General features: G+C 53.1%; 27 protein-coding genes and 1 tRNA gene. 18 read left to right on the top strand and 10 right to left on the bottom strand.

What is annotated here, in order from left to right:
- The first annotated feature begins 681 nt into the window (after positions 1-681).
- Positions 682-855 (top strand): hypothetical protein, encoded by a 174-nt coding sequence (locus NCN06_RS07760; protein WP_226397814.1) that lies wholly within the window; start codon positions 682-684, stop codon positions 853-855.
- A gap of 243 nt (positions 856-1098) precedes the next feature.
- Here the strand turns inward: NCN06_RS07760 and NCN06_RS07765 are convergent, their stop codons facing one another.
- Together NCN06_RS07765 and NCN06_RS07770 are read right to left on the bottom strand one after the other, a co-directional pair.
- Positions 1099-1347, bottom strand: a complete 249-nt coding sequence (locus NCN06_RS07765; RefSeq protein WP_226397813.1) for a DUF1651 domain-containing protein — start codon at positions 1345-1347, stop codon at positions 1099-1101.
- 57 nt (positions 1348-1404) lie between these two features.
- Positions 1405-1620, bottom strand: coding sequence for a hypothetical protein (locus NCN06_RS07770; protein WP_226397812.1), 216 nt, complete (start codon positions 1618-1620; stop codon positions 1405-1407).
- Positions 1621-2291: 671 nt separating this feature from the next.
- Here NCN06_RS07770 and NCN06_RS07775 point away from each other — a divergent pair.
- From NCN06_RS07775 to NCN06_RS07790, 4 genes are all read left to right on the top strand, one after another.
- Complete coding sequence (locus NCN06_RS07775) at positions 2292-2720, top strand: hypothetical protein (protein ID WP_250398824.1); 429 nt, start codon at positions 2292-2294, stop codon at positions 2718-2720.
- 251 nt (positions 2721-2971) lie between these two features.
- The gene (locus tag NCN06_RS07780) at positions 2972-3268 is read left to right on the top strand and encodes a Dabb family protein (protein WP_250398825.1); all 297 of its coding nucleotides are present in this window, start codon (positions 2972-2974) and stop codon (positions 3266-3268) included.
- A gap of 272 nt (positions 3269-3540) precedes the next feature.
- Positions 3541-3774, top strand: coding sequence for a hypothetical protein (locus tag NCN06_RS07785; RefSeq protein WP_250398826.1), 234 nt, complete (start codon positions 3541-3543; stop codon positions 3772-3774).
- Entirely contained in the window at positions 3775-4026 is a 252-nt protein-coding gene (locus tag NCN06_RS07790) for a hypothetical protein (RefSeq protein ID WP_250398827.1), read from the top strand. It abuts the gene before it with no gap.
- Between the two features lie 1440 nt (positions 4027-5466).
- On the opposite strand, the gene NCN06_RS07795 is transcribed toward NCN06_RS07790, so the two are convergent.
- On the bottom strand, positions 5467-6162 hold the full coding sequence (locus tag NCN06_RS07795) for a potassium channel family protein (RefSeq protein WP_370629801.1): 696 nt from the start codon (positions 6160-6162) through the stop codon (positions 5467-5469).
- An 82-nt stretch (positions 6163-6244) separates the two neighbouring features.
- Positions 6245-6901 (bottom strand): SOS response-associated peptidase, encoded by a 657-nt coding sequence (locus NCN06_RS07800; RefSeq protein WP_250398828.1) that lies wholly within the window; start codon positions 6899-6901, stop codon positions 6245-6247.
- Between the two features lie 84 nt (positions 6902-6985).
- Here NCN06_RS07800 and ftsH point away from each other — a divergent pair, with 84 nt between their 5' ends.
- From ftsH to NCN06_RS07845, 9 genes are all read left to right on the top strand, one after another.
- Positions 6986-8860 carry an ATP-dependent zinc metalloprotease FtsH gene (ftsH, locus tag NCN06_RS07805; protein WP_250398829.1) on the top strand — a complete coding sequence of 625 codons (1875 nt, stop codon included), beginning with the start codon at positions 6986-6988 and terminating at the stop codon, positions 8858-8860.
- Positions 8861-8905: 45 nt separating this feature from the next.
- A complete protein-coding gene (gene argF, locus NCN06_RS07810) occupies positions 8906-9862 on the top strand; it encodes an ornithine carbamoyltransferase (protein ID WP_226397806.1) in 957 nt (318 codons plus the stop codon).
- 2 nt (positions 9863-9864) lie between these two features.
- Complete coding sequence (locus NCN06_RS07815; RefSeq protein ID WP_250398830.1) at positions 9865-10176, top strand: hypothetical protein; 312 nt, start codon at positions 9865-9867, stop codon at positions 10174-10176.
- 11 nt (positions 10177-10187) lie between these two features.
- The gene (locus NCN06_RS07820; protein ID WP_226397804.1) at positions 10188-10412 is read left to right on the top strand and encodes a hypothetical protein; all 225 of its coding nucleotides are present in this window, start codon (positions 10188-10190) and stop codon (positions 10410-10412) included.
- 66 nt (positions 10413-10478) lie between these two features.
- A complete protein-coding gene (gene lexA / locus NCN06_RS07825) occupies positions 10479-11102 on the top strand; it encodes a transcriptional repressor LexA (RefSeq protein WP_226397803.1) in 624 nt (207 codons plus the stop codon).
- A gap of 59 nt (positions 11103-11161) precedes the next feature.
- A tRNA-Ala gene (locus NCN06_RS07830) sits at positions 11162-11234 on the top strand.
- 296 nt (positions 11235-11530) lie between these two features.
- Positions 11531-11773 (top strand): hypothetical protein, encoded by a 243-nt coding sequence (locus NCN06_RS07835; protein WP_226397802.1) that lies wholly within the window; start codon positions 11531-11533, stop codon positions 11771-11773.
- 172 nt (positions 11774-11945) lie between these two features.
- Positions 11946-12104, top strand: coding sequence for a DUF1651 domain-containing protein (locus NCN06_RS07840; RefSeq protein WP_250398855.1), 159 nt, complete (start codon positions 11946-11948; stop codon positions 12102-12104).
- 6 nt (positions 12105-12110) lie between these two features.
- Entirely contained in the window at positions 12111-12569 is a 459-nt protein-coding gene (locus tag NCN06_RS07845) for an FUSC family protein (protein WP_226397800.1), read from the top strand.
- Between the two features lie 838 nt (positions 12570-13407).
- Here the strand turns inward: NCN06_RS07845 and NCN06_RS07850 are convergent.
- Positions 13408-13776, bottom strand: a complete 369-nt coding sequence (locus NCN06_RS07850) for a DUF1622 domain-containing protein (RefSeq protein ID WP_115093588.1) — start codon at positions 13774-13776, stop codon at positions 13408-13410.
- Between the two features lie 239 nt (positions 13777-14015).
- Between NCN06_RS07850 and NCN06_RS07855 the strand changes: the two genes are divergently transcribed.
- From NCN06_RS07855 to NCN06_RS07865, 3 genes are all read left to right on the top strand, one after another.
- Positions 14016-14192: a hypothetical protein gene (locus tag NCN06_RS07855; RefSeq protein ID WP_226397799.1), complete on the top strand. Its 177-nt coding sequence runs from the start codon at positions 14016-14018 to the stop codon at positions 14190-14192.
- Between the two features lie 47 nt (positions 14193-14239).
- Positions 14240-14647: a hypothetical protein gene (locus NCN06_RS07860; RefSeq protein ID WP_226397798.1), complete on the top strand. Its 408-nt coding sequence runs from the start codon at positions 14240-14242 to the stop codon at positions 14645-14647.
- Between the two features lie 263 nt (positions 14648-14910).
- On the top strand, positions 14911-15255 hold the full coding sequence (locus tag NCN06_RS07865) for a hypothetical protein (protein ID WP_250398831.1): 345 nt from the start codon (positions 14911-14913) through the stop codon (positions 15253-15255).
- Positions 15256-15460: 205 nt separating this feature from the next.
- Here NCN06_RS07865 and NCN06_RS07870 read toward each other — a convergent pair whose 3' ends face one another.
- Positions 15461-15736, bottom strand: coding sequence for a hypothetical protein (locus NCN06_RS07870; RefSeq protein ID WP_226397796.1), 276 nt, complete (start codon positions 15734-15736; stop codon positions 15461-15463).
- A gap of 311 nt (positions 15737-16047) precedes the next feature.
- Between NCN06_RS07870 and NCN06_RS07875 the strand changes: the two genes are divergently transcribed.
- Complete coding sequence (locus NCN06_RS07875; RefSeq protein WP_226397795.1) at positions 16048-17178, top strand: acyltransferase family protein; 1131 nt, start codon at positions 16048-16050, stop codon at positions 17176-17178.
- A 110-nt stretch (positions 17179-17288) separates the two neighbouring features.
- Here NCN06_RS07875 and NCN06_RS07880 read toward each other — a convergent pair whose 3' ends face one another.
- From NCN06_RS07880 to NCN06_RS07895, 4 genes are all read right to left on the bottom strand, one after another.
- Entirely contained in the window at positions 17289-18167 is an 879-nt protein-coding gene (locus tag NCN06_RS07880; protein WP_226397794.1) for an LOG family protein, read from the bottom strand.
- Positions 18168-18198: 31 nt separating this feature from the next.
- Entirely contained in the window at positions 18199-19587 is a 1389-nt protein-coding gene (locus NCN06_RS07885) for a PhoH family protein (RefSeq protein WP_226397793.1), read from the bottom strand.
- A gap of 374 nt (positions 19588-19961) precedes the next feature.
- Complete coding sequence (locus tag NCN06_RS07890; RefSeq protein WP_226422888.1) at positions 19962-20216, bottom strand: hypothetical protein; 255 nt, start codon at positions 20214-20216, stop codon at positions 19962-19964.
- Between the two features lie 315 nt (positions 20217-20531).
- The gene (locus NCN06_RS07895; protein WP_115023604.1) at positions 20532-20759 is read right to left on the bottom strand and encodes a DUF3136 domain-containing protein; all 228 of its coding nucleotides are present in this window, start codon (positions 20757-20759) and stop codon (positions 20532-20534) included.
- Positions 20760-20779 lie beyond the last annotated feature (20 nt).

Consider the following 20779-nt stretch of genomic DNA (forward strand, 5'->3'; position numbering starts at 1 on the left):
CCGCCTTCGTTGCAAGGAGTCAGGCCGTTGCTTGCTGTGTCGGCGACGGATTAAACGCTGACACTCAGCGCCCAATAGTCATGCAGGGACCATTGGATGGAGGGGAAACTCCGATAACACCATGGCGTTGATGCAAAGCCAGTGCAGTTGAAATTGAGTTGTTGGTGCCGACCAAATGAAATCAAGTGAGGTGACTGACTACAGGCTGGCCTGAGCGGTGGATATATAAAAACCCCGTCAGTAATGGCGGGGTTTTTTAGTGCTTGAGCAGTGAACGGCAACCACCTGGCAGAAGGAGATCGGGTGGGCTCCCGAAGCTGGCTAATCGCTATACGTGATTGTGCACCGCCAGCGTGTTTGGAACACGTAGTTGAGCTTCTTGCAGGAGGTGTCAGTCACCGTCGCTCCTTCAGGTAAACGGCTCATTGCCTTGGCAGTCGCGACCTCTTGTGACTTATCCGAGGCTCGTGCCTTGTGGGAGTCATGGGCATACACAACTCCTGGGCCCAACAACACCAGCCAAAGAAGCGCAGCAAGTCGCATCGGCATAAAGCCCAGTACGTCATTTGATAGCAGCTCCAACAGGGTGAGCACTTAAAGAAGCGGTGCAAGCTCTGGGCAACCACCTGGCAGAAGGAAGTGGGTTGGGCTCCTGAGGCTGGTTGAGGGCAAGATGGATATATGGGCAAGAAATCCAAGAAGGCGAAGCAGACCAGCTCGGTCCTGCTTTGGCACAAGACCTACATCAAGCGGATAAGGCAGCGGTTTGGTCTGAGCAAATACCAAATGCTCTGGATCACCTTTGGCAAAGGTCTGCTGATCGGCTACTTCCTGGCGTTCCTGGTTCACCGCTGAATCTCATTTGGTCGGCACTGATAACTCAATTTCAACTGCGCTGACCTCACGCCATCGCCATGGTGTTATCGGAGTTTCCCCTCCATCCAATGGACGGCCCCATTGGACGCTGAGCAACCCACTGACTCCCTTGCCAAAAGCTTCGCTGGGGAGTCAGTTCAGCGTGGCTCCACGGTCACATGCGTGATCAATCTGACCCGGGGCCAAGCGTTAGAAGTTGGCAGGGTTTATTCATGTCTGGAGTCAGGGCTCAACCTCAGCACCCCAAGCAGGGTCAGTGGTTGACCAACCCAGCCGCAGCAGCTCTTTCCAGCGTTGCTCTGCAGCATCGCGGCGCAGGTATTCCCGCCGCTTGAGCAGGGCAGGCTCACCGTTGGGCATCTCCCGGCCGTGATCAACGAACACCCGTGGATCGCGGATCCAAGCCTTCTCATCACGGTGAAACCGGCAGATCCAGAACCCGTCTCGGTCAATGAGCCAGCCCTCGCGCATGACTGCCTATGCAAGTACTTATGTACTAGCTAGGTGGTTGTGGGTCTGGCAACGGGGCTAGCGGTCCCAACGGCGCCGTAGTCGAGGGATCACTAGGAAATCCATCACCGCAAAGCTGATGAGGCAGGGCAAAAAACCCTTCTCCACGACACCGCACACCAGCCGCCGTGGATCCAGCACGCAGACCACCAACTGAGCAAGCCAGAAGATCGCCACCTTCACGGCGAACGAAGTCAGGGCGAAACGCTTTTCCGCTGCACTGAGACGAAACACAGCCAGCAGTCAGCACGCCGGTCCCACAATCGGCCGATTCGCGCCAGAAGGCAATGAGCACGACAGCTGATTGCAGGGCGCTCCACGGCTGCCGAGAGTGTGTGCATCGAGATCGGAGGAGCCCATGACGGCCGACACTCCACCTGAGCAAATCGCAGAAGCAGCCTGACTTTCTGGCCCCTGCTCCAACTTTTCAACCCAAACGTGAGCGCCTCGTCTGTGACGACACTGATGTGCGTCTGATCAGTCGACACTCCTCTGCACCGTCCGTCTAGGTGCCCTGTAGGAGTCCCGCTTCACACATGGTCCAAATGGCCCCAGGGTTGCCACAAGCCAGACGCTTCGACCTTCTTCTTTCAGTTCACTGTTCTTCGATAAAGCATTTCGCTGCACGGATACAGCTTCACTGATTAGGTCGACTGCAATGCATAAACGAGCGAGCTAGGCCGTCTTTCCATCGGGAAGGGCGGCCTTCCTCGATGAAGTGGCACAATGCTAATACTAACTCCCAAACTCCTTGCTACTGCTGACTTTACTACCGAGTAGAGACGGTTGGTATTGAGTTGGTATTCATGTCTTTGTCTCAACCAGCGAAGGGTCTACTGCCCTACACAATCGGCGAAAGCGGCTTTAGGGTCGTCTAATAAATTCTTTTTCTACTGGGCAGAAAGATGAATAATTGCTTGATAGCCGGGATTGCTTCTTCAGTACTTATTTGCGGGAATATCTCTTCTGCTATGTCATCACCTTCGCAAGCAGATCCCAAAGCCTTACTAGAGAGTGGAGAATTAACTCCGGATCACCCTGTGGTCCAGAAAGTCGCCCAAGACGCGTTTATTAAAATGATTAATACGCAAAAGTGGAATGATGGGGCCAAAAGAGAGTTCTGGGGTTTCAACAAATGTCAAGATCAAGACGTAACCGAGTATTACGGGATTGGAAACACAATAACCAAAAAAAGATTTATCTGTACAAATGGTTGGGTTAGGGCTACTGATCCGAGGGGTGTTTATGTTTGCAAAACAAATGCCGCATTATGGTATAAAACAACAACGTTTGAGTTTTATCCATCCAACTTGTCTTGCCGTTGGATGAATTGAGCAGCCCCTTACTCGGCGAAAGCGGGGCACAGAGAACAGCATTGGTAGAACACTGGCACAAGCCATAGCGGTTGAAGGAAACTGCTGAGAAGACGAACACCATCGATAGTGTCGACACAAAAATGAAACCGTCAACAGATCGCTGATGACACACGCAGAATTTCTGCGAGGGATGTGAGACATCAGGCAAAAGTGAGTCCTGACCATCCTTTCTCGAACTATAGTGAACTCATGACGTCATGCATTGATGAATGATTAGACATCTCTTGTTGCTACAGTTCAATCAAAATGCTGGCCAAGATCGAATCGATGCAATGTTCCATCAGTTTGTTGATCTGAAGTCAACAATTGATGGAATCGAGTCAATCGAGTATGGAGCCAACCAAAATCCTGAAAAGTTGAACAAGAATTTCACGCACGCCGTTGTGGTGACATTTTCTGATTTGTTGGCTCGTGATCGTTATTTGGTTCATCCAGACCATAAAAAGTTAGAGGCTGTTTTGTTGGCCCTTTTGGCTGATTTGATAGTTTTTGATCTCGAATCTTGATGAGAGGAATGTTGAGGTCTTTTTTGATTGTGCAAATAAGAACAAGTTCGTACTTCCCACTTCGTGTGGAACTACTACTGGACTGGCTTTATTCGTTCCTGACGGTGGAAGAGCAGGACAGGCTGACGGGTTGGCACCTGGGGGTGAGTCTTTAACCAGATGGGGGATGAACCCCGCTGAATAAATCCCTCGAATGGGGGAAGTGATTTTCAGCTGGAACGGAGATGGTGAAGAGGTCCAGGAGGGATGACCTCCACAACACCAAAACTCAAATGAAACTCTTCAACGCAATCACTTTCGCTTCTTCTGTTCTTATCGGTGGAGTATTTATGGTCAATACTCCTGCAGTGCACGCAGCTTCCTGCGACCGATTAGCAGATCTTGCCGAACAATCCACCGCTCAGTTTCAACGAGCATATGCAAGAGGCGATTTTGATCAGCAGTCGAAATATTATGTGCGCGCCCAGTCTTATGTAAAACAAGCCCAAAGACAGGGGTGTTTCTAAATGCATAAAGCATCTTCTTCGATAGCGTTGCTGGCAATTCTTTGTGGATTTGTGACGCCGCCTGCAGACTCCGCTGAGCTTTCGAAGGCGCAGCAACTGGCAATGTATCGCAATTGCAGGGCAGAGTTTTCCCATCGAAATCTTTATTTTGCAAAAAAAATGTGTGGATGCCTTGTGCAGGGATATATGCACGGCGTGCCTGTCCAAGCTGCAACTCCAAAATGCATTGCTTATGCAACAGTCAACGAATGAACGTGACTCATTGTCGGGAAGCCTGATGCCACCGCAGAGTGGCTGAGAGCTATACAAGACCCGCAAGGGAAAAGCAGGGGGCGTTGTGATTGTCGCTATCCATCTCCCGACAGAACATTCACCCCGTCAGCAATGGCGGGTTTTTTTATTTCTTTACTGGCTCCCTCGAATGGGGGATGGAAGCAGAGTTCAAGTTCACTCAATAGGGGGTTCAATTTTGGGGGCTATCAAAGTCAGTATCGATATAGATCAAAGCTTGTTGTACACCTATGAAAGCTCGTGAGCATCTGCTGAACTGTCTGAAAGAAGAAGGTGGTGTCTTGAGTAATGCAAGAGCACATACAGCTCTATGTAATGCTCTAGAAAAGGACGTTTCACGCGATGAATATGAAGAGATCAAAGAGCAGCTGATAGGGCTTGGACTAGCTACAAAGGGTCGCGGCAAAGGGGGATCGCTTCGAGTCGTCTCTTACTCCCCCGCCGAGCGCGATTCAGAAGAATCTCTTAAAGAAGATATCCTCCAGGATCTGCTTATAAGTATTCGCCGAACACCAGGCGCATTTGCAAAGCTGAATAAATCATCTATTACATGCCTCCTAAGTTCTAGCAAAGACAAGCTTTACGCAGGTTTTGATGCGGAAGCAAATCGATACCACATGACCTACAGAGTAGAAAAAGATTCATCCAATAAATCTCCCTTAGTTATTTCAATCTTTCGGGAAGCCTCTAAAGACATGTCTTGTGCTGAACTGACAACAGGTAATCACTACACACGGATCTATCTGGATGACAGCCTGGCTCGTATGAACCTCTTGATCAGACGCCTCTGCGACTTACTTGATGAAGAAGATCTGGATAATTCTCTAGATGACAATAGGTACTGGACGCATGAATTCGGAAACGACAGCAAGGACTCTTATTTCAATGATGTTGCTCAGATTATCTCGTACGCAGCGGAAAACGGATTGGAATGGCCGTTCGGAAGTTCTTTTAGAAAAGCATTTGGATTTGATTCTGTAGACCACTTGGTGACCATTGGAAGGTCATTTGAGGCGATGAAAGCACCTGCGCGTGATCATTACCGAGAACATGTTGTGCCTGCAGTACGCATTAAGGAAAAAGCATTAGAAATGGCATCACTGCACGCATCTGCCAGGGAGATAGCCGAGTTTCTGCGTCGCCATCTACTAGTGGTCATTCTGACGAAACATGAGGCGGAGATTCTCGACAAGCTCCTTACCGATGATGGGATCAGCTTGAGGACGTCAATGCCTGGTAATTGGATTTGGGGCGATGACCCGCTTGAAAGGCTTGAATGTGCCGGTATCAAGATCGAATTATTCAAGGAATATACCCATCAACTTTGGACGCCTTGGAAGCCAGGAAAGCGTCACGCTCAGTTCTTTAGAACTAGCTCTATGACTGCATTTTTGCTGGTGCTCACTGGTCTCTGGATTGACGCTCGAGGCTGCTGGCATAGCGGCCGATCAGCACGCCCATCACGGCAGCGAGGTAGAGCGGTCCGGCGACGCTCGTGGCCACACTCACCATTCGAGCGAGGGGCAGCACCGGACTGATGTCTCCGAAACCGACGGTGGTGAGGCAGACGAAGGCGAAGTAGTTGATCGCTGAAAAGATGCGGGCGCTGGCCAGAACGCTGGTATCGCTGAAATTGGTCAGGTCCAGGGGTTCGAAGCTGCCGGGTTGGATGGTCTCCAGGGCACTCATCACAAGCCCTGCGGTGAGGCCGATGTGCAGATACCCCGCGGTGGCCCCCATCAGCAGCGCTTCGGTAACGCGTTTTGTGCTGGCGAGGCGTGTCACCAGGCGGATCACGCTCCAGCCCACCAGCACGCTCCAGCTCAGGGCCAGCGGCATGCCGCTGTAGATCAGCTCCAGGGGTGTGAGGAGCCAGAGCCACATCGTGGCAACTGCGAACAGTCCCAGACCGCGATACAGAGCATCACTCCAATCCGGAGCGTTGCTGCTCCCCACCATGACCTGCGTAAGCAATAAGGCAATCAGGGTGTAGCCGATATAAGTCGCCCAGTCCAAGCGAGGAAAGGCGAAGCCAACGGTGGCGATCAGGGTGCAGAGCAGCAGCAGTTTCAGCTGTGTGCCATCGCGCAGCAGGATTCGCTGAACCAGTCCCACCAGCACGTTGGCAACTGCGGCTGCCCCCCAGGGTCGGCAACAAGCGACGGCTGTCAAGCGCTGTTCACTCCAGAAGGGACAGTTGCTGGTGGTTGTTCTTGCTGGATGCTGGCTTCAGCGTTCGGCATTCCCATGGGTCGGGTGGCGATGGCGTGAGCATCGGCTCGAGGGCGCGACGGTGGGCCCCATCTCCAGGTTCGAGCCAGATGCTTTCCAACCCGTCGGGAATGATCACCGGCATTCGATCGTGCAACGGCTTCACCATGCTGTTCGGTCGTGTCGTGATCACGCAGCAGGTCTCCACTTCACTGCCATCGGGCCCAATCCATCTATCCCAGATGCCGGCTAGCCAGAACAGCTGCCGGTCTTTGCGACGGATCAGATGTCCCTTCTCAAAAAAACCCGTGCTGGGAAGAAGGCAGCGGTGATGACGCCATGGACCGCGGAATGAGGCTTTTTCCGTAATGGTTTCCGCGCGGGCATTAATCGGTCGTGGAGCCTGAAGCGGGTCCTTGACCCAGCCCGGCAGCAGACCCCAAAGCATGTGGGAGAGGTGGTCTTCGCCATGCTCACGCCGCACGGCAAGCACCGGCTCCTGGGGTCGGATCAAGTCGCGGGGGGCGTAGTGGGCCAGCCATGCGCTGTCGTCCGGCCGAATCCAGCTGTTCAGCACCCGCTGCAGTTCAGCGCGAGGCGTTTCGAGGCAATAGCGGCCGCACATGGCCAGAACCTAGGTGCCGTTCGGTTCTCACACCCATTGATTGCAAGAGATCCCTCGTAGCGTGGCGGGAACTTCAGGCCATCCATGCCGATCCGCCAGGACGACAACCAGCCGAACCGTCGCTTCGGGATCATCAATCTGGTGCTGATTGGCTTCGGGGTGCTGCTGTTGGTCAGCAGCTTCATTCCCAGCAATGGCATGCAGCAGGTGCCTCGAGTGCCTTACTCGCTGTTTATTGACCAGGTCAATGACGGTGCGGTGAAGCGGGCGTTCATCACTCAGGACCAGATCCGTTACGAGCTGAGTGATCCCGAAGAGGGCACGCCTCCGGTGCTGGCCACCACGCCGATCTTCGACATGGATCTGCCCCAGCGCCTGGAGACCAAGGGCGTTGAATTCGCTGCAGCACCCCCGAAGAAGCCCAACATCTTCACCACCATTCTGAGCTGGGTGGTGCCCCCCTTGATCTTCATCCTGGTGCTTCAGTTCTTCGCCCGCCGTTCGATGGGTGGTGGAGCGCAGGGAGCTTTGAGCTTCACCAAGAGCAAAGCCAAGGTGTACGTGCCCGATGAGGAGTCGCGGATCACCTTCGCTGATGTGGCGGGTGTTGATGAGGCCAAGCAGGAACTCGCGGAGATTGTCGATTTCCTTAAGCGGCCCGAGCGCTATGCGGAGATCGGGGCACGTATTCCAAAAGGCGTGTTGCTCGTCGGCCCCCCTGGCACTGGCAAGACCCTCCTGTCCAAGGCCGTCGCTGGCGAAGCGGAGGTGCCGTTCTTCATCATCTCCGGTTCGGAGTTCGTGGAGCTCTTCGTTGGTGCCGGTGCCGCCCGCGTTCGCGACCTGTTTGAAGAAGCGAAGAAGAAGGCACCTTGCATCATCTTTATCGACGAACTCGATGCCATCGGCAAGAGCCGATCGGGCTCGATGGGTGTCGTCGGAGGCAATGACGAACGGGAGCAGACCCTCAACCAGCTGCTCACCGAGATGGATGGTTTCACCGCTCAGGACAAGCCAGTGATTGTTCTCGCGGCCACCAACCAACCTGAGGTGCTGGATGCTGCGCTGCTGCGCCCCGGTCGTTTCGACCGTCAGGTGTTGGTCGACCGTCCGGATCTCTCGGGCCGGAAAACCATCCTCGAGATCTATGCCAAGAAGGTGAAGTTGGCACCGGGGGTTGACCTCGACAGCGTTGCCCAGGCCACTAGTGGTTTTGCTGGAGCTGATCTCGCCAACCTGGTGAACGAAGCTGCCTTGCTGGCGGCTCGCGCGATGCGCACCAGCGTCGAGCAGCAAGACCTGGGAGAGGCGATCGAACGGGTGGTGGCTGGATTGGAGAAAAAGAGCCGGGTGTTGCAGGACGACGAGAAGAAGGTGGTCGCGTATCACGAAGTGGGCCACGCGATCGTGGGTCACCTCATGCCAGGCGGCAGCAAAGTTGCCAAGATCTCGATCGTTCCGCGCGGCATGAGTGCCCTCGGTTACACGTTGCAGCTGCCCACAGAGGAGCGTTTCCTCAATTCCAAGGAGGAACTGCAGGGTCAGATTGCAACGCTGCTGGGCGGTCGCTCCGCGGAGGAGATTGTGTTCGGCAAGATCACCACAGGGGCTGCGAATGACCTGCAGCGGGCCACCGATCTGGCGGAGCAGATGGTGGGCACCTACGGCATGAGCGACACCCTTGGGCCGCTTGCCTACGACAAGCAGGGTGGTGGTCGTTTCCTGGGGGGTGGCAACAACCCGAGGCGTTCCGTGAGCGACGCCACTGCTCAGGCCATCGATAAGGAGGTTCGCGGGCTCGTGGACCAGGCCCATGACGATGCCCTGGCGATCCTTCGGGAGAACATGGCGTTGCTCGAGACGATCGCCCAGAAGATCCTTGAAAAAGAGGTCATCGAGGGTGATGATCTCAAGCACATGCTCGAGGCGAGTGTGCTGCCTTCAGGCGTGACCGCTTGACGGCAGCGGGCCTCATCCCCGATAACTGTCCTTTGAACCGTTGCGATGGCTACCGCTCCTGCGGGTGTTGCTGCTGTCCTCTCTCCGCTTTGCGGCCGTGATTTCCTGTCATCGGCGGACTTCTCCGCCAATGAAACAGCGGCGTTGCTGGATTTGGCTGCACAACTGAAGAGCGGTGATCGTCGGATCGATCTCGGCAACCGTGTGCTGGGGCTGATCTTCAGCAAGGCGTCCACCCGAACCCGCGTCAGTTTTCAGGTGGCCATGGCCCGCCTCGGTGGTCAAACGGTTGACCTCAATCCTTCTGTGACGCAGCTCGGCCGCGGGGAGCCCCTCGAGGACACGGCCCGTGTTCTCAGCAGGTATTGCGACGTTCTGGCGATTCGAACCTTCGCGCAGCAGGAGCTGGTGGATTACGCCCATTGGGCGTCTGTTCCGGTGATCAATGCCTTGACCGATCTGGAACATCCCTGCCAAGCCTTGGCTGACTTCCTCACCATGCAGGAAGCCCATGGCGATCTTGCGGGGCAGACCCTGGCTTATGTAGGCGATGGCAACAATGTCGCCCATTCCCTGATGCTGTGCGGTGCCTTGCTGGGGGTGAATGTGCGGATTGGCTGTCCAGAGGGCTTCGAACCTCTGCCGGGCGTTCTCGAGCAGGCACGATCCCTGGCGCAGCATGGGGCATCGATTGATGTGGTGACCGATCCCCGGGAGGCTGTGGCCGGTGCTCAAGCCGTTTACACCGACGTCTGGGCCTCGATGGGCCAGGAAGCTGAGCAGATGCAGCGTGAGCAGGCCTTTGCCGGTTTCTGCGTGGATCAATCCCTGATGGATCTGGCGTCCTCAGAAGCGATCGTTCTGCACTGCTTGCCAGCCCACCGCGGCGAGGAGATCAGTGCCGAAGTGATGGAGGGAACGGCAAGCCGCATCTTCGATCAAGCGGAAAACCGCCTGCATGCACAACAGGCTCTGTTGGCGGTGTTGATGGGAGGTCTGTGAAGGTGGTCTGGTGTTTTTTGCTGCTGTTGATGGTTACGGCCAGTACGGGTTCAGCGGTACTAGCCACCAGCAAAAAACAGCAGAGCACCATTGCCCGATGGACAGGAGAGCAGATCTGCGCCATGGGCGTGGATGCGTTCTATGCGTTGCCGGACCCTGAGCTCAAAGCGTTGTTTGAGCGAGACACGTCGATGCGCTACGAGGACATCCCTACCGCACCGAATGATCAGGAGCGGGCCCGGATCACGGGGCAATTAATGGGTTATCTGATGGCTGCGTGCCCGCAACAGCTTGAGAACTACAAGAACCGCTGAAGAGCCTCGTGATGCGCAAGGAACGTTGTTGGGTCTGGTTCAAAGGTGGCCTGTCTGAGGAGGGGCACTGGATGTCGGGCTGGGTGGCGACCCAAACCGATGAACCGGGTTTGGTGATTGAACATCCCGGTTACGTCACCTGCCGTGTTCCTGAATGGCGCGTGGTCTTCAAGGAACCCCAAGATCTCAACGTGGCGCCGAGCATCCCAGAGCCTGCGGTGTGGAAGCTCGTCTGACCTGAGTCAGCGGTTGCGGAGCCGGGCGAGGAGCGGTACAAATGTATTGCCCGAACCTTTTCTGCGGTGACTCGTGCCCTTCAGGAGCCTCTCACCTCTGCTCAGCAAGAGCTTTACGACTGGCTGGCTGACTACATCGGCACGCATCGCCATAGTCCATCGATTCGCCAGATGATGCAGGCGATGGGGCTTCGTTCGCCCGCTCCAATCCAAAGCCGGTTGCGTCATCTCCAGCAGAAAGGATGGATCACCTGGCAGGAGGGCCAGGCACGCACCTTGCAGCTATTGGGTGACATGGTGGGGGCAGCGGGTATCCCGGTTCTTGGGGCCGTCGCTGCAGGTGGTCTGGTCACCGCCTTTGATGATGTTCAAGAGCACCTGGACTTGGCGCCTGTGCTGGAGACCCGTGGTCTGTTCGCACTGACGGTGAATGGAGATTCGATGGTCGACTCCCACATCGCTGATGGTGATGTGGTGCTGATGGAGCCTGTTCAGGATCCCCAGCGGCTGCGCAACGGCACGGTTGTTAGCGCTCTGGTGGCCGGCAGCGGCACCACGCTGAAGCACTTCTATCGTCAGGGCGCGACGGTGGTTCTCGAAGCAGCTAATCCTGCCTATCAACCGATTGAGCTCCCTGCCGAGCAGGTTGAGGTGCAAGGTCGCCTGGTTGCTGTTTGGCGTCAGGTCTGAGGCCTTCGCGGTGTAAGCTCTCACACGACGCCGGTCGCACGAAGCTTCCACGTCGCAATGGGGCCATAGCTCAGCTGGTAGAGCACCTGCATGGCATGCAGGGGGTCAGGAGTTCGAATCTCCTTGGCTCCACTAGGTTTTCACTGAGTGGATCAACCCAAATAGAGCAAAAGCTAGAGCAAACCAGCTCCAGCGTCTAATTGCTCTACCTCCACCCGTACGGATTCCAGGATTAGATCCCTCTGGAGTCAGTGGAGCCCCATGCCCATCGTTGAGATGGCAGCGCTCAGATCGTGCTCAGCCAGGCAGGTGCAGCATCTCGCGATCGTCAGGTGCTCTGCCCACATCAATGGTTTCATCGCACCAGATCATTGTGCCGAGGGTCTTAGACAGACTCCACCCCATGCCGAACAAGGACCGCACCACAGATGCATCCACTCGAACTGTTCGATCGCTTTCGTCGCTGGTTTGGCTGGGTTATGCCAGGCAGTCAGCTATGGGATCGCAATCCTGAGCAGGTGGCCCCGGATCGCTCTGATGACTGGCTATTGGAGCCCGCGAGCCTGGAAGAGGCTCGTTTGTTGTTCCCTCAGTTGGATGAGGAGCTGGCCTTGCTTCGCTACCAGCAACTCCGCCTGGAAATGAGGGAACGTGACGGGCGCGGTTTTTGATCGCCCAGCCAACTTGCTTCTCACATGAGTGTTCACTGCTGGCCAGACTTCAGCGGATGCCAAGTAAGGACCGCGCCACCAACCATCACCGCCCGGTTTTTCCGGCGGTAAGGGTTGGCTGGTGAGTCCTGAGCAACAGCTGCTTTGTCAGTTCAAGGCCGACTCAGCAACGGTGCATGCGCAGTGGCTTGCGGTGCGCCACGATCGCTGGGGTCCACCACGCCCACCAGTGCCGCAAACCCGCAGGCGAATGCTCAGGCACAACGCCATCGAGGCGTGGGACAAGATGCTCAAAACAGGCTTGCCATGGTGCACACCATCAATGCGCTAGGTATCCATGCAATCTTTTATCAGCAGCCCAATTCAAACGGCGGTCGCTGCAGTCGTCTCAATGGGCTTAGCTCAAGCTCTTCATTTGCCAGACCCTTATTGGGCGCCGATCTCCGCAATCGTTTGTTCTTTAGATGCTTTTGAAGGCGCTGCTGCTACAGCCCGTCGTCGTCTTGTAGGCACTCTCATTGGCGTTTTTCTGGCGGCGCTGCAAGTTAGTTTTACGGCATACAACCTTATCAATTACGGTCTGGCTATCGCTTTGCTTGGTTTGCTATGTCGTGCTGCAGGGCTGCACCCAAGCTCACTACGATTTGGCGCCATAGCCTTAACGGTGGTCGTCAGCGATCCAGACAAATCTGTGGTGTGGTTTACAGCTGCTGCAAGATTTGTCGATGTTGCGCTTGGGATAGCGGTTGCTCTTTTGGTGGTTAAAGCCTGGCCCAAAAGTAGCAAGCAAGATTAATGAACAACAAGCGTGTTGTCGCAAACATCATGTCTAGATGATCAAGTACCCACTAAGAACAGCAATTGGAGCAGTTTTGGGCTTGGTATTAGCCCAGACTTATTGTTCGTTCATGACCCCTTGGATTGCTCTCCTGTTTCTGCTTTGGGTGCTCGGAGGAAACAAACTCACCTGATGTTGAAAATAGGCTGGTGACAATGCGCAGCACTAGTCGAGTAATGCTGTGCTTGCTGTTCTGGATGAGAAGAGGAACCAGTTCTCGCAATAGCGCCTTATGGTTGTTGATAACCATTGGATCGAGCTTTTGGGAACTTCCAAATACAGGATGACTTCGACCAAGAACCAGCGCTGTTCGAATCAGGTACTGGTCAACTGACCAGTGCTTTGGGCACTAAAAAGCCCCCTCACCAATTTGGGGAGGAGAAGCCCTGAAACCAGTTAAAACAACTGCCCGAATGGGGGAGATGGATGCCAGCTGGATCTGTGAGGGTTGGTTCAGAGAGAACAAGACCAATGATCATGATTGACATCGTCATTGCGGGTGCCATCTGGACCACTGCCATCTGGACCAAGGTCATAGCTCTTACTTGCAAATGTATTGCTGATGTCTATTCAGCTTTGTTGGGAAGCCTTAAGCCTGCTGAGGGCGTCTATGAAGCAGGCTTAAGGCTATAGAAAACCCGCCATAGAAAAGTAGGAGGAGTTGTGATTGTCGCTATCCATCTCCCGACAAAACCTCTCACACTTCAGCCATTCAGCAATAGTGGGGTTTTTGGGTTATCCATTTGAGGGATATGGCTGTCTAAATTACCCCTTAGTTGGATGATATTTATTCCATTTATGTGGTTTGCTTTTTCTCTTGGAGTTCAAGGCTAAGAAAATAATTCAAAAACGTTCGCACTACTGCCACAGCACCCAGTGCAATCAAGTCGGATGCTTCCCGGCTGATTGTGGTTTGCACCACATCAGCTCCAAGTTGAAACTCAAGTGCCAAAGCAAGCCATCCACCAAACGTCAAGCGGGCTGCTGTCAATGGTCCACGCTGTAAAAGATGAGGAGGGAGGTGCCGCCGAAGGATGCTCCGAAGTGGTCCACGTGAACTGAATACTGCAATCAGGCCAACGCCAACACAGAGAACGGAGAGGTACTCAAGGATTAAGCGTAATACGTCAGCTGTATGGGTCAGCAGATGTTCAAACCATTCCATTTGCTGAAACTTTTTGTGTGTAGGATTTTCAATTCAATGGTAGTAATTGACTATGAAATTTCAATAGCTAATCCTGTAGTTGTAGTACGGCTTAAGAAGACTGGGCGCGACACTTGGTCTACATCTCCCTCAACTGGTGGGTGGTGGGTGGTGCTCCTGACATCAGGCAAAACAATGGCTCGAATGGGTAGGTGCTGCCATGCCATTTCGGCGACCTTGTCGTCAGATGAATTGAATTGATGAAAGGTCTACATCGCACTGTTGCTGCTGGTTTTGTCGGTGGTCTGGCAGGTGCCCTTATGGGCGCGACCACTTTTCTGGCGGTGAATGGGCTGATGCCTTCGACTGTTGAGGCTCAGCAGCGCAATCCCGCAGGACAGGGCTACTACCAACGCGCTAATCCAGCAGGGGAGTGACGCGCCTGGGCAATCCATCCTGATAACGCTGAATTGACTCCGCTCCATTGGGTGGCGGTTTCCTGCGGCGGGAACTTCCAAAGACACCATCCCCCCTGCTTTGGGTTCACTGCCGTCAGGCAGAACAATCAACCGGTGCGGGCTACCTTCTACGACAAGCAGCGATTCTCACCACAACACAGAGCCAGCAAATGGAATCGGTAATCAACGAAATCGAGTTCGACTTCGACCAGACCGTCAGCATCCGAACTGACGTGAAGCTGAGCAAGGACGATGTGAAGCAGATCGTCTCAGAAGCTCCTGAAGAGACGCTGGAGGAGATCGTTTATCAAAGTTTGGTGACCGACGAGTTGTACCTAAGAGCAAGAGCAAAGGAGATCGTCGCCAAGCTGAAGCAAGAAGACCTGGACGTGAACAGGATCGAGTATTGGGACGACGAAGGAAACAAGGTCTGAGCCTGCAAGCGCCTGAAGCCAACAAAACTCTCAGCGGAGCCTCAGAACAAATCTGAACAATCCTCTTTAACTGGCAGTGGACGAAAACCCCAACCCAGGAGACCTCTCTTCCCTCCTGGGTTTTTTTATTGCTTACCCACCTAGGGGAACCCTCAAGGCAGTCACGTTTGTTCCATGTCTAAAGACACCCCCATTGCCCTTTCGCTGCTGGGCGACCTGGTCGCCAGTGTCCATGCTGCGATTGATTGGAAGTACACCCACCCATGCGCTTGGACACGATGATTCGCACAACACTGGCCGCTGCAGCCATCGCCATCACCGCCCTGGTTGCACCAGCCCGTGCCGACACTGCTGATGTCTGGTGTTTTACCCAGGAGACAGGTTTCTCACCGACTGAACTGAAGGAATGCGGCTTCAGCCAACGACAAGGCAACGTCAGGGTCTATCGCGACAATGTCGCTTACTTCTTCGCTGCTGACCAGCAGGGCAAGAGCTACGAACGCATCGCCGAGGAAGGTGGACTGATCTTCAAGTCACCCAGGGGGCAACTGCGTGTGTTCTGGGAACGTCCCTGCAACAAATGGAACGGTTGCGCCGGTGGTGTTTAGATCCAAGCCCCAATCCCTCGAAGGCTGGTCCATGAGAATGATCTTTTCTGGGGGCGCGCAAAGACCTTGGGGAGCCAGTGGTGGAGAAGCTGTTGCTGGTCTGGCTTTACCCGTTCCTGACGCACGAAGAGCAGCCAGGTTGCTGGGTTGGCACCTGGGAATGAGTTTTTAACCGGTATGGAGATCTGGTTGCTTTCAACATTCCTCAACCGCATCCTTCTTGGTAACGGTTCCATTCATCGATCAGCAGCTCGGGTTTGCCCATAAATGGTGCTGTTACTGCTGTAGCACCAACAACAGCGATGACGGTAAGACACTTCTTATCGCTATTTCTCAACCTGTAGGCATATTGATCGGCTGACTCTGCCGCCATTTTGCAATTCATCTCACTTGGATTTGATATGCACTTCATAACAGCTTGCTCGAAGTGATCCTTTACGCGTGCGTGAGCAGCAGTACTCCCGACCAGCAGGATGGCCATGAGGTGTGGCAGATATTTCATTGATGGTTTGTTGATGCGGAAAGTTTGACCCGGGCCCCCGCAGGCCCGCATCCCTCAACTGGTGGATGGGACTGCTGAAATTGGGTAAAAAAACACCCCCGGATTTGGCTGTTGTTCGCAGGCCATAGCTGCGACGGAGGATTCGAGGGGCGTTGCACTGCCATGCAAAAGCGTTCAATGACACATATTGGCTTCATTACTCACTCACTTCTCAGGTAGGTATCACCCATATGGGGGAGCAATAACCTGGTATTCCTGCTGAAACTAGATCTATAACCGTTCCCCAATCAATGACTGTGAAGCGTTCGCTTTATCTGGATCAAATCAAGGCAGTGGTGGTTGCTCTCGTCATTGCACTCCATGTCCCAATAGCTTTTGGAGGGGGTATTGGCTGGCTTGGAGTTCGCATTCCGGTTGAGGAATCTGTTGGTCTATTCTTCAAAGGATTTTTCACCTGGTACATGTATGCGATAAATTCTTTCATCATGCCGATGATGTTTTTGATCTCTGGATATTTCGTTCCTCGCTCAGTGCATAAGAAGGGAGTGGTGCACTATTTGAAAGATCGCCTCGTTCGACTTGGTGTTCCCTTCTTGGTTGGCATGCTGTTGATTAACAACAGCTTACTTCTGCTCAGCAGGCTCTCGCCGGCCAGCCCTTTTGCGAAATTGCCATTGAGTGATCTTCCTTTTAATACCGTAATTGTGTTGTGGTTTTTAGTCGTTCTGTTTGCTTTTGATTTGCTCTATTGTGCCTGGGTGGCGCTGAGAGGAGATCAATATGCAGTCGATACATCTGTTTCCACGCCAAGGATGCGTTCATGGTTGATCAGCGCCGTGGTTCTAGGGTCTCTTGAAGTGGTGATGACAACGCAAACCGAACTCTGGTCTGCTTTAGTGAAGTCACCTTTGAATGGTCTGGGTGCACAAGGAATGCACATTTTTACATATGCATTCTTGTTTTTTGCGGGATGTAAGGCGTCGTTCCATCGCTGGTTTGAGAGGCTCGACACTCATCTTGTTGTGAAGTGGTTCCGCTTTTCCATGTTTTTAATCCTATGTTTCCTTGGCCTTACTCTCACTCTGTCATTCAATCCTGGCCTGGTGGATAAGCCGGCAAGATTAGTCTTTCTTCGTAAATTCTTCCATCCCTTCATCGCATGGGGAATTCTCTCCTATCTAATCTTGTGGTTCCAGCGCAATGAAAATCGCTTTGGCCAATGGTTGGCAACCGCTGGGGTTAATAGCTATGGAGCTTATGTTATTCATTCATTGATTCTTGTGGGGGTTTTGATGGCAATTGGTTTTATCGGAATCAACCCTTGGCTTATTGCAATATCTGCAACCGTTGTGACGACTATTGTTTCGTTCGGCCTTGCTGGACAGCTCAGACGTATTCCAGCTGTGGCGAGAGTGCTTTGAAGACCAAAGTTAGGCCTTGGCTTGAATTGATAAGAGCAAGGCACTGTTTGTCTCTATCCATCTCCCGATAAAGCCTCACCCGCTTCACCCCGTCTGCAATGGCGGGGCTTTTATTGTCTGGCTGATGCCGTGTGGCTTCGTATGTAGTCCCAGGCCTCTTCTGGAGTGTCAGAAAAATGAATTAATTTCAAGTCATCACCTGAAATCAAGCCTGTCTCAGCAAGGTATTCAAAATCAACAAGCCGCTTCCAGAAGTCTTTGCCAAAGAGGACAATTGGCATGCTTCCTTTTGTACCAACTTGTCTTAAGGTGAGTAGCTCAAACAGTTCATCCAGCGTGCCAAATCCACCTGGAAAGAGAATGGCTCCAATAGAGCGCATCACAAAATGGAATTTTCGAAGAGAGAAATAATTGAAATTAAAGCAAAGGTCTGGAGTGATGTAGGGGTTTGGGTGTTGTTCAAATGGTAGGGAGATGTTGAGTCCGATCGATCGGCATCCGGCTTCAAAGGCACCACGGTTTGCTGCTTCCATAATGCCTGGCCCACCGCCGGTCACGATCACGTGTGATGAGCATCCATGGTCGTTTTCTTTGTTGCCTTGGCCATGCTGAGATGCTAAGCGGGCGAATTCACGGGCTGAATCATAAAAACGAGATAGCTCCACTAACTGTTGATGATGAATCACCTGTCTTTTTAAGCTTGAAGATCCTGGATTCTTACTCAGGTGTTGTTCTGCTTCCTTGAGTCGCTGTGTTGCAGTTTCTCTATCGATAATTCTGGCTCCACCAAAAACAATGATGGTTGATTCAATGCCGGCTGTTTGCAGATGAAGATCTGGTTTGGTGATCTCAAGCAGCATTCTCACACCTCGCATGGCGCTGCTGTTCAGTAATTCTGGATCTTCATGGGCGATTTTGTAGGTTGTTGATTTCAGAATGGCATCCAGATTTGTTTGCTCGGGTTTTGAGTAATTAGCAAATTGAGTCATGGTGATGAGTTCTTGGTTATGTCGTTATGAATCAGAGGATGTTTGCGGCCAGCTCAGCAAGTTCACTGCGCTCTCCCTTCGTGAGGGTCATGTGTCCCACGAGGGGCTGACCTTTGAGCTTTTCGACCAGCCATGTGAGCCCGTTGCTTTCCGCATCGACATAGGGGTTGTCGATTTGATAGGGATCACCGGTGAAGACAACCTTTGTGCCCTCGCCCACCCTCGTGACGATGGTCTTCACTTCCAGGGGAGTTAGGTTTTGCGCCTCATCCACCACCAGGAACTGATTGGGAATCGATCGCCCTCGAATGGTGTTGATGGCTTCAACCTCCAGTAAGCCCATGCCTTGGAGGTCTGCCCAGGCGTTACGTGGCTCTCGCTGCTTTTGTCTTTTCGTCTGTTCAGCGTCATCGCCAGGTGAAGTGCCGGTGATGAAGTCAATGTTGTCGATGATCGGCTTCATCCATGGACCAAGTTTTTCTTCAAGTGTTCCCGGCAGGTAGCCAATGTCTTTCCCGAGTGAGATCGGCGGGCGCGTCACCAATAATCGTGCGTATTGATGGGTATCAGCGACCTGGTGTAAACCAGCTGCCAGGGCCAACAATGTTTTGCCTGTTCCTGCCTTGCCCACCAAGGTCACCAGTGCGATGGATGGATCGAGCAGCAAATCCAGCGCGAAGCTTTGCTCGCGGTTTCGCGCCTTGATCCGCCCCAAATGGGCACGATTCAGCCAGTGCAGAGGCTTGAGGGTGTTGCTGTTGCCTTGATGACGGGCAAGCAGGGTGTGGCTGTCGTTGTGCTGATCCACCATCACTACGCCTTCATTGGCTTGGAGATGTTGTTCTTCGCTATCTGTTACTGCTGCGAGAGAGAGTTGATCTTCGTCATGCAGTGTCTTCATCGTTTGAGCATCTGTGCTGAGCTCACGGAATCCCGTGTATAAATCGTCGATGGAGACGTTGTCGTTGATGTAGTCCTCGGCTTGTAGCCCCACCGCATCAGCCTTGATCCTCAGATTGATGTCTTTGCTGATCAGCACAACCTCAGGCGCCTCTTTCAGACCACTGCATCGCATCTGCTCCAAGGCCACCGCGAGGATGTTGTTGTCGCCGCCGCCACCCCCCAGCTCTGGAGGTAATTCTTTGAGGGCATTAGTTTGACAGAAAATCACTTGCAGCATTCCCTTGTTAGTGCCTTCAATCAGCACGCCATCGGCAAGGCTTCCGCGCTGTCGATAGGAATCCAAGAGTCTTGAAATCCTGCGGGCATTCCTTCCTTTTTCCGAGTGATCTTTCTTGAATCGATCAATTTCTTCGACCACCTGCATTGGAATAACGACTCTCAAGTTTCCAAAGCGGTGTGGAGCCTCGGGGTCATGGAGCAGCACATTGGTGTCGAGAACAACAACTTTTCCTTTCATTGATTTTCACCACGGAGCGTTTATTTGGTATTAGATTAAGTATTGGCAGGCTTGGTATTTCTGATTTATTTTCCGTATTTCTGCCAGTTCTAGGCAATGCCTTGCTTTGCGTGATGGGTCTTGAGCTTCTCTTTTCTGGCCCTTAGAGAAAGATTGACTCCGTCTGCTTTTGGATTGGTTCGTGACGCATAAGCCTCTTGAAAAGTGATTGTAGTTTTCCTCATCTTCCTTGTCCTCGGCTGTATCTTCTCTACTCCTTTCGCGTTTGAATGCAATAGGTACTTTACCTTTGCCGTTACAAACGCAAGCTGTCTTCCGTTTCGGCCAATTATTCGCCTGGCTTCTTTTTGATTCTTTCTGGTGCTACGGATGGTTTAGGTGTTGGCCTTTTTGTTCTGCTTTTGGTTGTCTGATCTTTGAGCGCTTGCATATCGATGATCTGTTGCATTGAAATCTGTATTCATGCCGATGAATCGAAGCGATGTCGAGTTCTGAGGCATCGAGCTTTCAGGATGTTGCTGTCTCGGATCTCGGCCATCTCGCCAAGGGGTGAACAACAGGAAATTGCCGGCCACCAGGCCAGCTGTCACGATCACCGCGGCAAGCTGCTCGAGCTTTTCAATGGTCATCCCTGCATTGTCATGCTCTCCTCTGCTGAGAGCAGTTTTCGATCAAGGATGGTGAAGCTGGCCCACTAAGGGTGACGTCTCACCTGTTTCCTGGTCGGTGCTCAGCCCTGCCTGCAGTTCCAGGCACAAGGCAGCCCCCAGCATCACCATTGTCACGGCAAGCCACTGACTGAACCTGAACTGCCGTTTTGGTTTGCGAAAAATACAGCGGGTCATTCCCAGGACCTTGCTTCTCACCCTGGTTTAACTGTGTTTTTCGCTTGTAAATGAAGTGTTCGCCTAGTGATGTATGGGAAACCCCTGAGTTGATCAGTTTCAGGTTTCCTGAGGCTTTTCCAGATCGCGGCGGATCAGGGCCAGCAGGTAGGAGGGTGATTTGTAACGGGTTGGAAGGCAGCGGTTCAGGGTTTCAAGATGTCCCCAGCAGACGGTGCGTTCAATGTCTTGAGCTGTTTTCCCTTGCTGGAGGAGGCGCCTCAGCGCCTTGCAATACATCGGATAGCCCGCCTCTAATTCACCGATGGTGAGTTTCGCCTGAGGCATAGGACCATTGAAGCCAGTTC

The sequence above is a fragment of the Synechococcus sp. MU1648 genome, from assembly GCF_023630615.1.
Taxonomy (GTDB): Bacteria; Cyanobacteriota; Cyanobacteriia; order PCC-6307; family Cyanobiaceae; genus Parasynechococcus.

Bases quoted from the DNA above. Each gene is read 5' to 3' on its own strand.
- NCN06_RS07760 (WP_226397814.1), top strand. From the start codon at position 682: ATGGGCAAGAAATCCAAGAAGGCGAAGCAGACCAGCTCGGTCCTGCTT.
- NCN06_RS07765 (WP_226397813.1), bottom strand. From the start codon at position 1,347: ATGCGCGAGGGCTGGCTCATTGACCGAGACGGGTTCTGGATCTGCCGG.
- NCN06_RS07775 (WP_250398824.1), top strand. From the start codon at position 2,292: ATGAATAATTGCTTGATAGCCGGGATTGCTTCTTCAGTACTTATTTGC.
- NCN06_RS07780 (WP_250398825.1), top strand. From the start codon at position 2,972: ATGATTAGACATCTCTTGTTGCTACAGTTCAATCAAAATGCTGGCCAA.
- NCN06_RS07785 (WP_250398826.1), top strand. From the start codon at position 3,541: ATGAAACTCTTCAACGCAATCACTTTCGCTTCTTCTGTTCTTATCGGT.
- NCN06_RS07790 (WP_250398827.1), top strand. From the start codon at position 3,775: ATGCATAAAGCATCTTCTTCGATAGCGTTGCTGGCAATTCTTTGTGGA.
- NCN06_RS07800 (WP_250398828.1), bottom strand. From the start codon at position 6,901: ATGTGCGGCCGCTATTGCCTCGAAACGCCTCGCGCTGAACTGCAGCGG.
- ftsH (WP_250398829.1), top strand. From the start codon at position 6,986: ATGCCGATCCGCCAGGACGACAACCAGCCGAACCGTCGCTTCGGGATC.
- argF (WP_226397806.1), top strand. From the start codon at position 8,906: ATGGCTACCGCTCCTGCGGGTGTTGCTGCTGTCCTCTCTCCGCTTTGC.
- NCN06_RS07820 (WP_226397804.1), top strand. From the start codon at position 10,188: ATGCGCAAGGAACGTTGTTGGGTCTGGTTCAAAGGTGGCCTGTCTGAG.
- NCN06_RS07835 (WP_226397802.1), top strand. From the start codon at position 11,531: ATGCATCCACTCGAACTGTTCGATCGCTTTCGTCGCTGGTTTGGCTGG.
- NCN06_RS07845 (WP_226397800.1), top strand. From the start codon at position 12,111: ATGCAATCTTTTATCAGCAGCCCAATTCAAACGGCGGTCGCTGCAGTC.
- NCN06_RS07850 (WP_115093588.1), bottom strand. From the start codon at position 13,776: ATGGAATGGTTTGAACATCTGCTGACCCATACAGCTGACGTATTACGC.
- NCN06_RS07855 (WP_226397799.1), top strand. From the start codon at position 14,016: ATGAAAGGTCTACATCGCACTGTTGCTGCTGGTTTTGTCGGTGGTCTG.
- NCN06_RS07865 (WP_250398831.1), top strand. From the start codon at position 14,911: ATGCGCTTGGACACGATGATTCGCACAACACTGGCCGCTGCAGCCATC.
- NCN06_RS07870 (WP_226397796.1), bottom strand. From the start codon at position 15,736: ATGGCCATCCTGCTGGTCGGGAGTACTGCTGCTCACGCACGCGTAAAG.
- NCN06_RS07875 (WP_226397795.1), top strand. From the start codon at position 16,048: ATGACTGTGAAGCGTTCGCTTTATCTGGATCAAATCAAGGCAGTGGTG.
- NCN06_RS07880 (WP_226397794.1), bottom strand. From the start codon at position 18,167: ATGACTCAATTTGCTAATTACTCAAAACCCGAGCAAACAAATCTGGAT.
- NCN06_RS07885 (WP_226397793.1), bottom strand. From the start codon at position 19,587: ATGAAAGGAAAAGTTGTTGTTCTCGACACCAATGTGCTGCTCCATGAC.
- NCN06_RS07890 (WP_226422888.1), bottom strand. From the start codon at position 20,216: ATGACCATTGAAAAGCTCGAGCAGCTTGCCGCGGTGATCGTGACAGCT.
- NCN06_RS07895 (WP_115023604.1), bottom strand. From the start codon at position 20,759: ATGCCTCAGGCGAAACTCACCATCGGTGAATTAGAGGCGGGCTATCCG.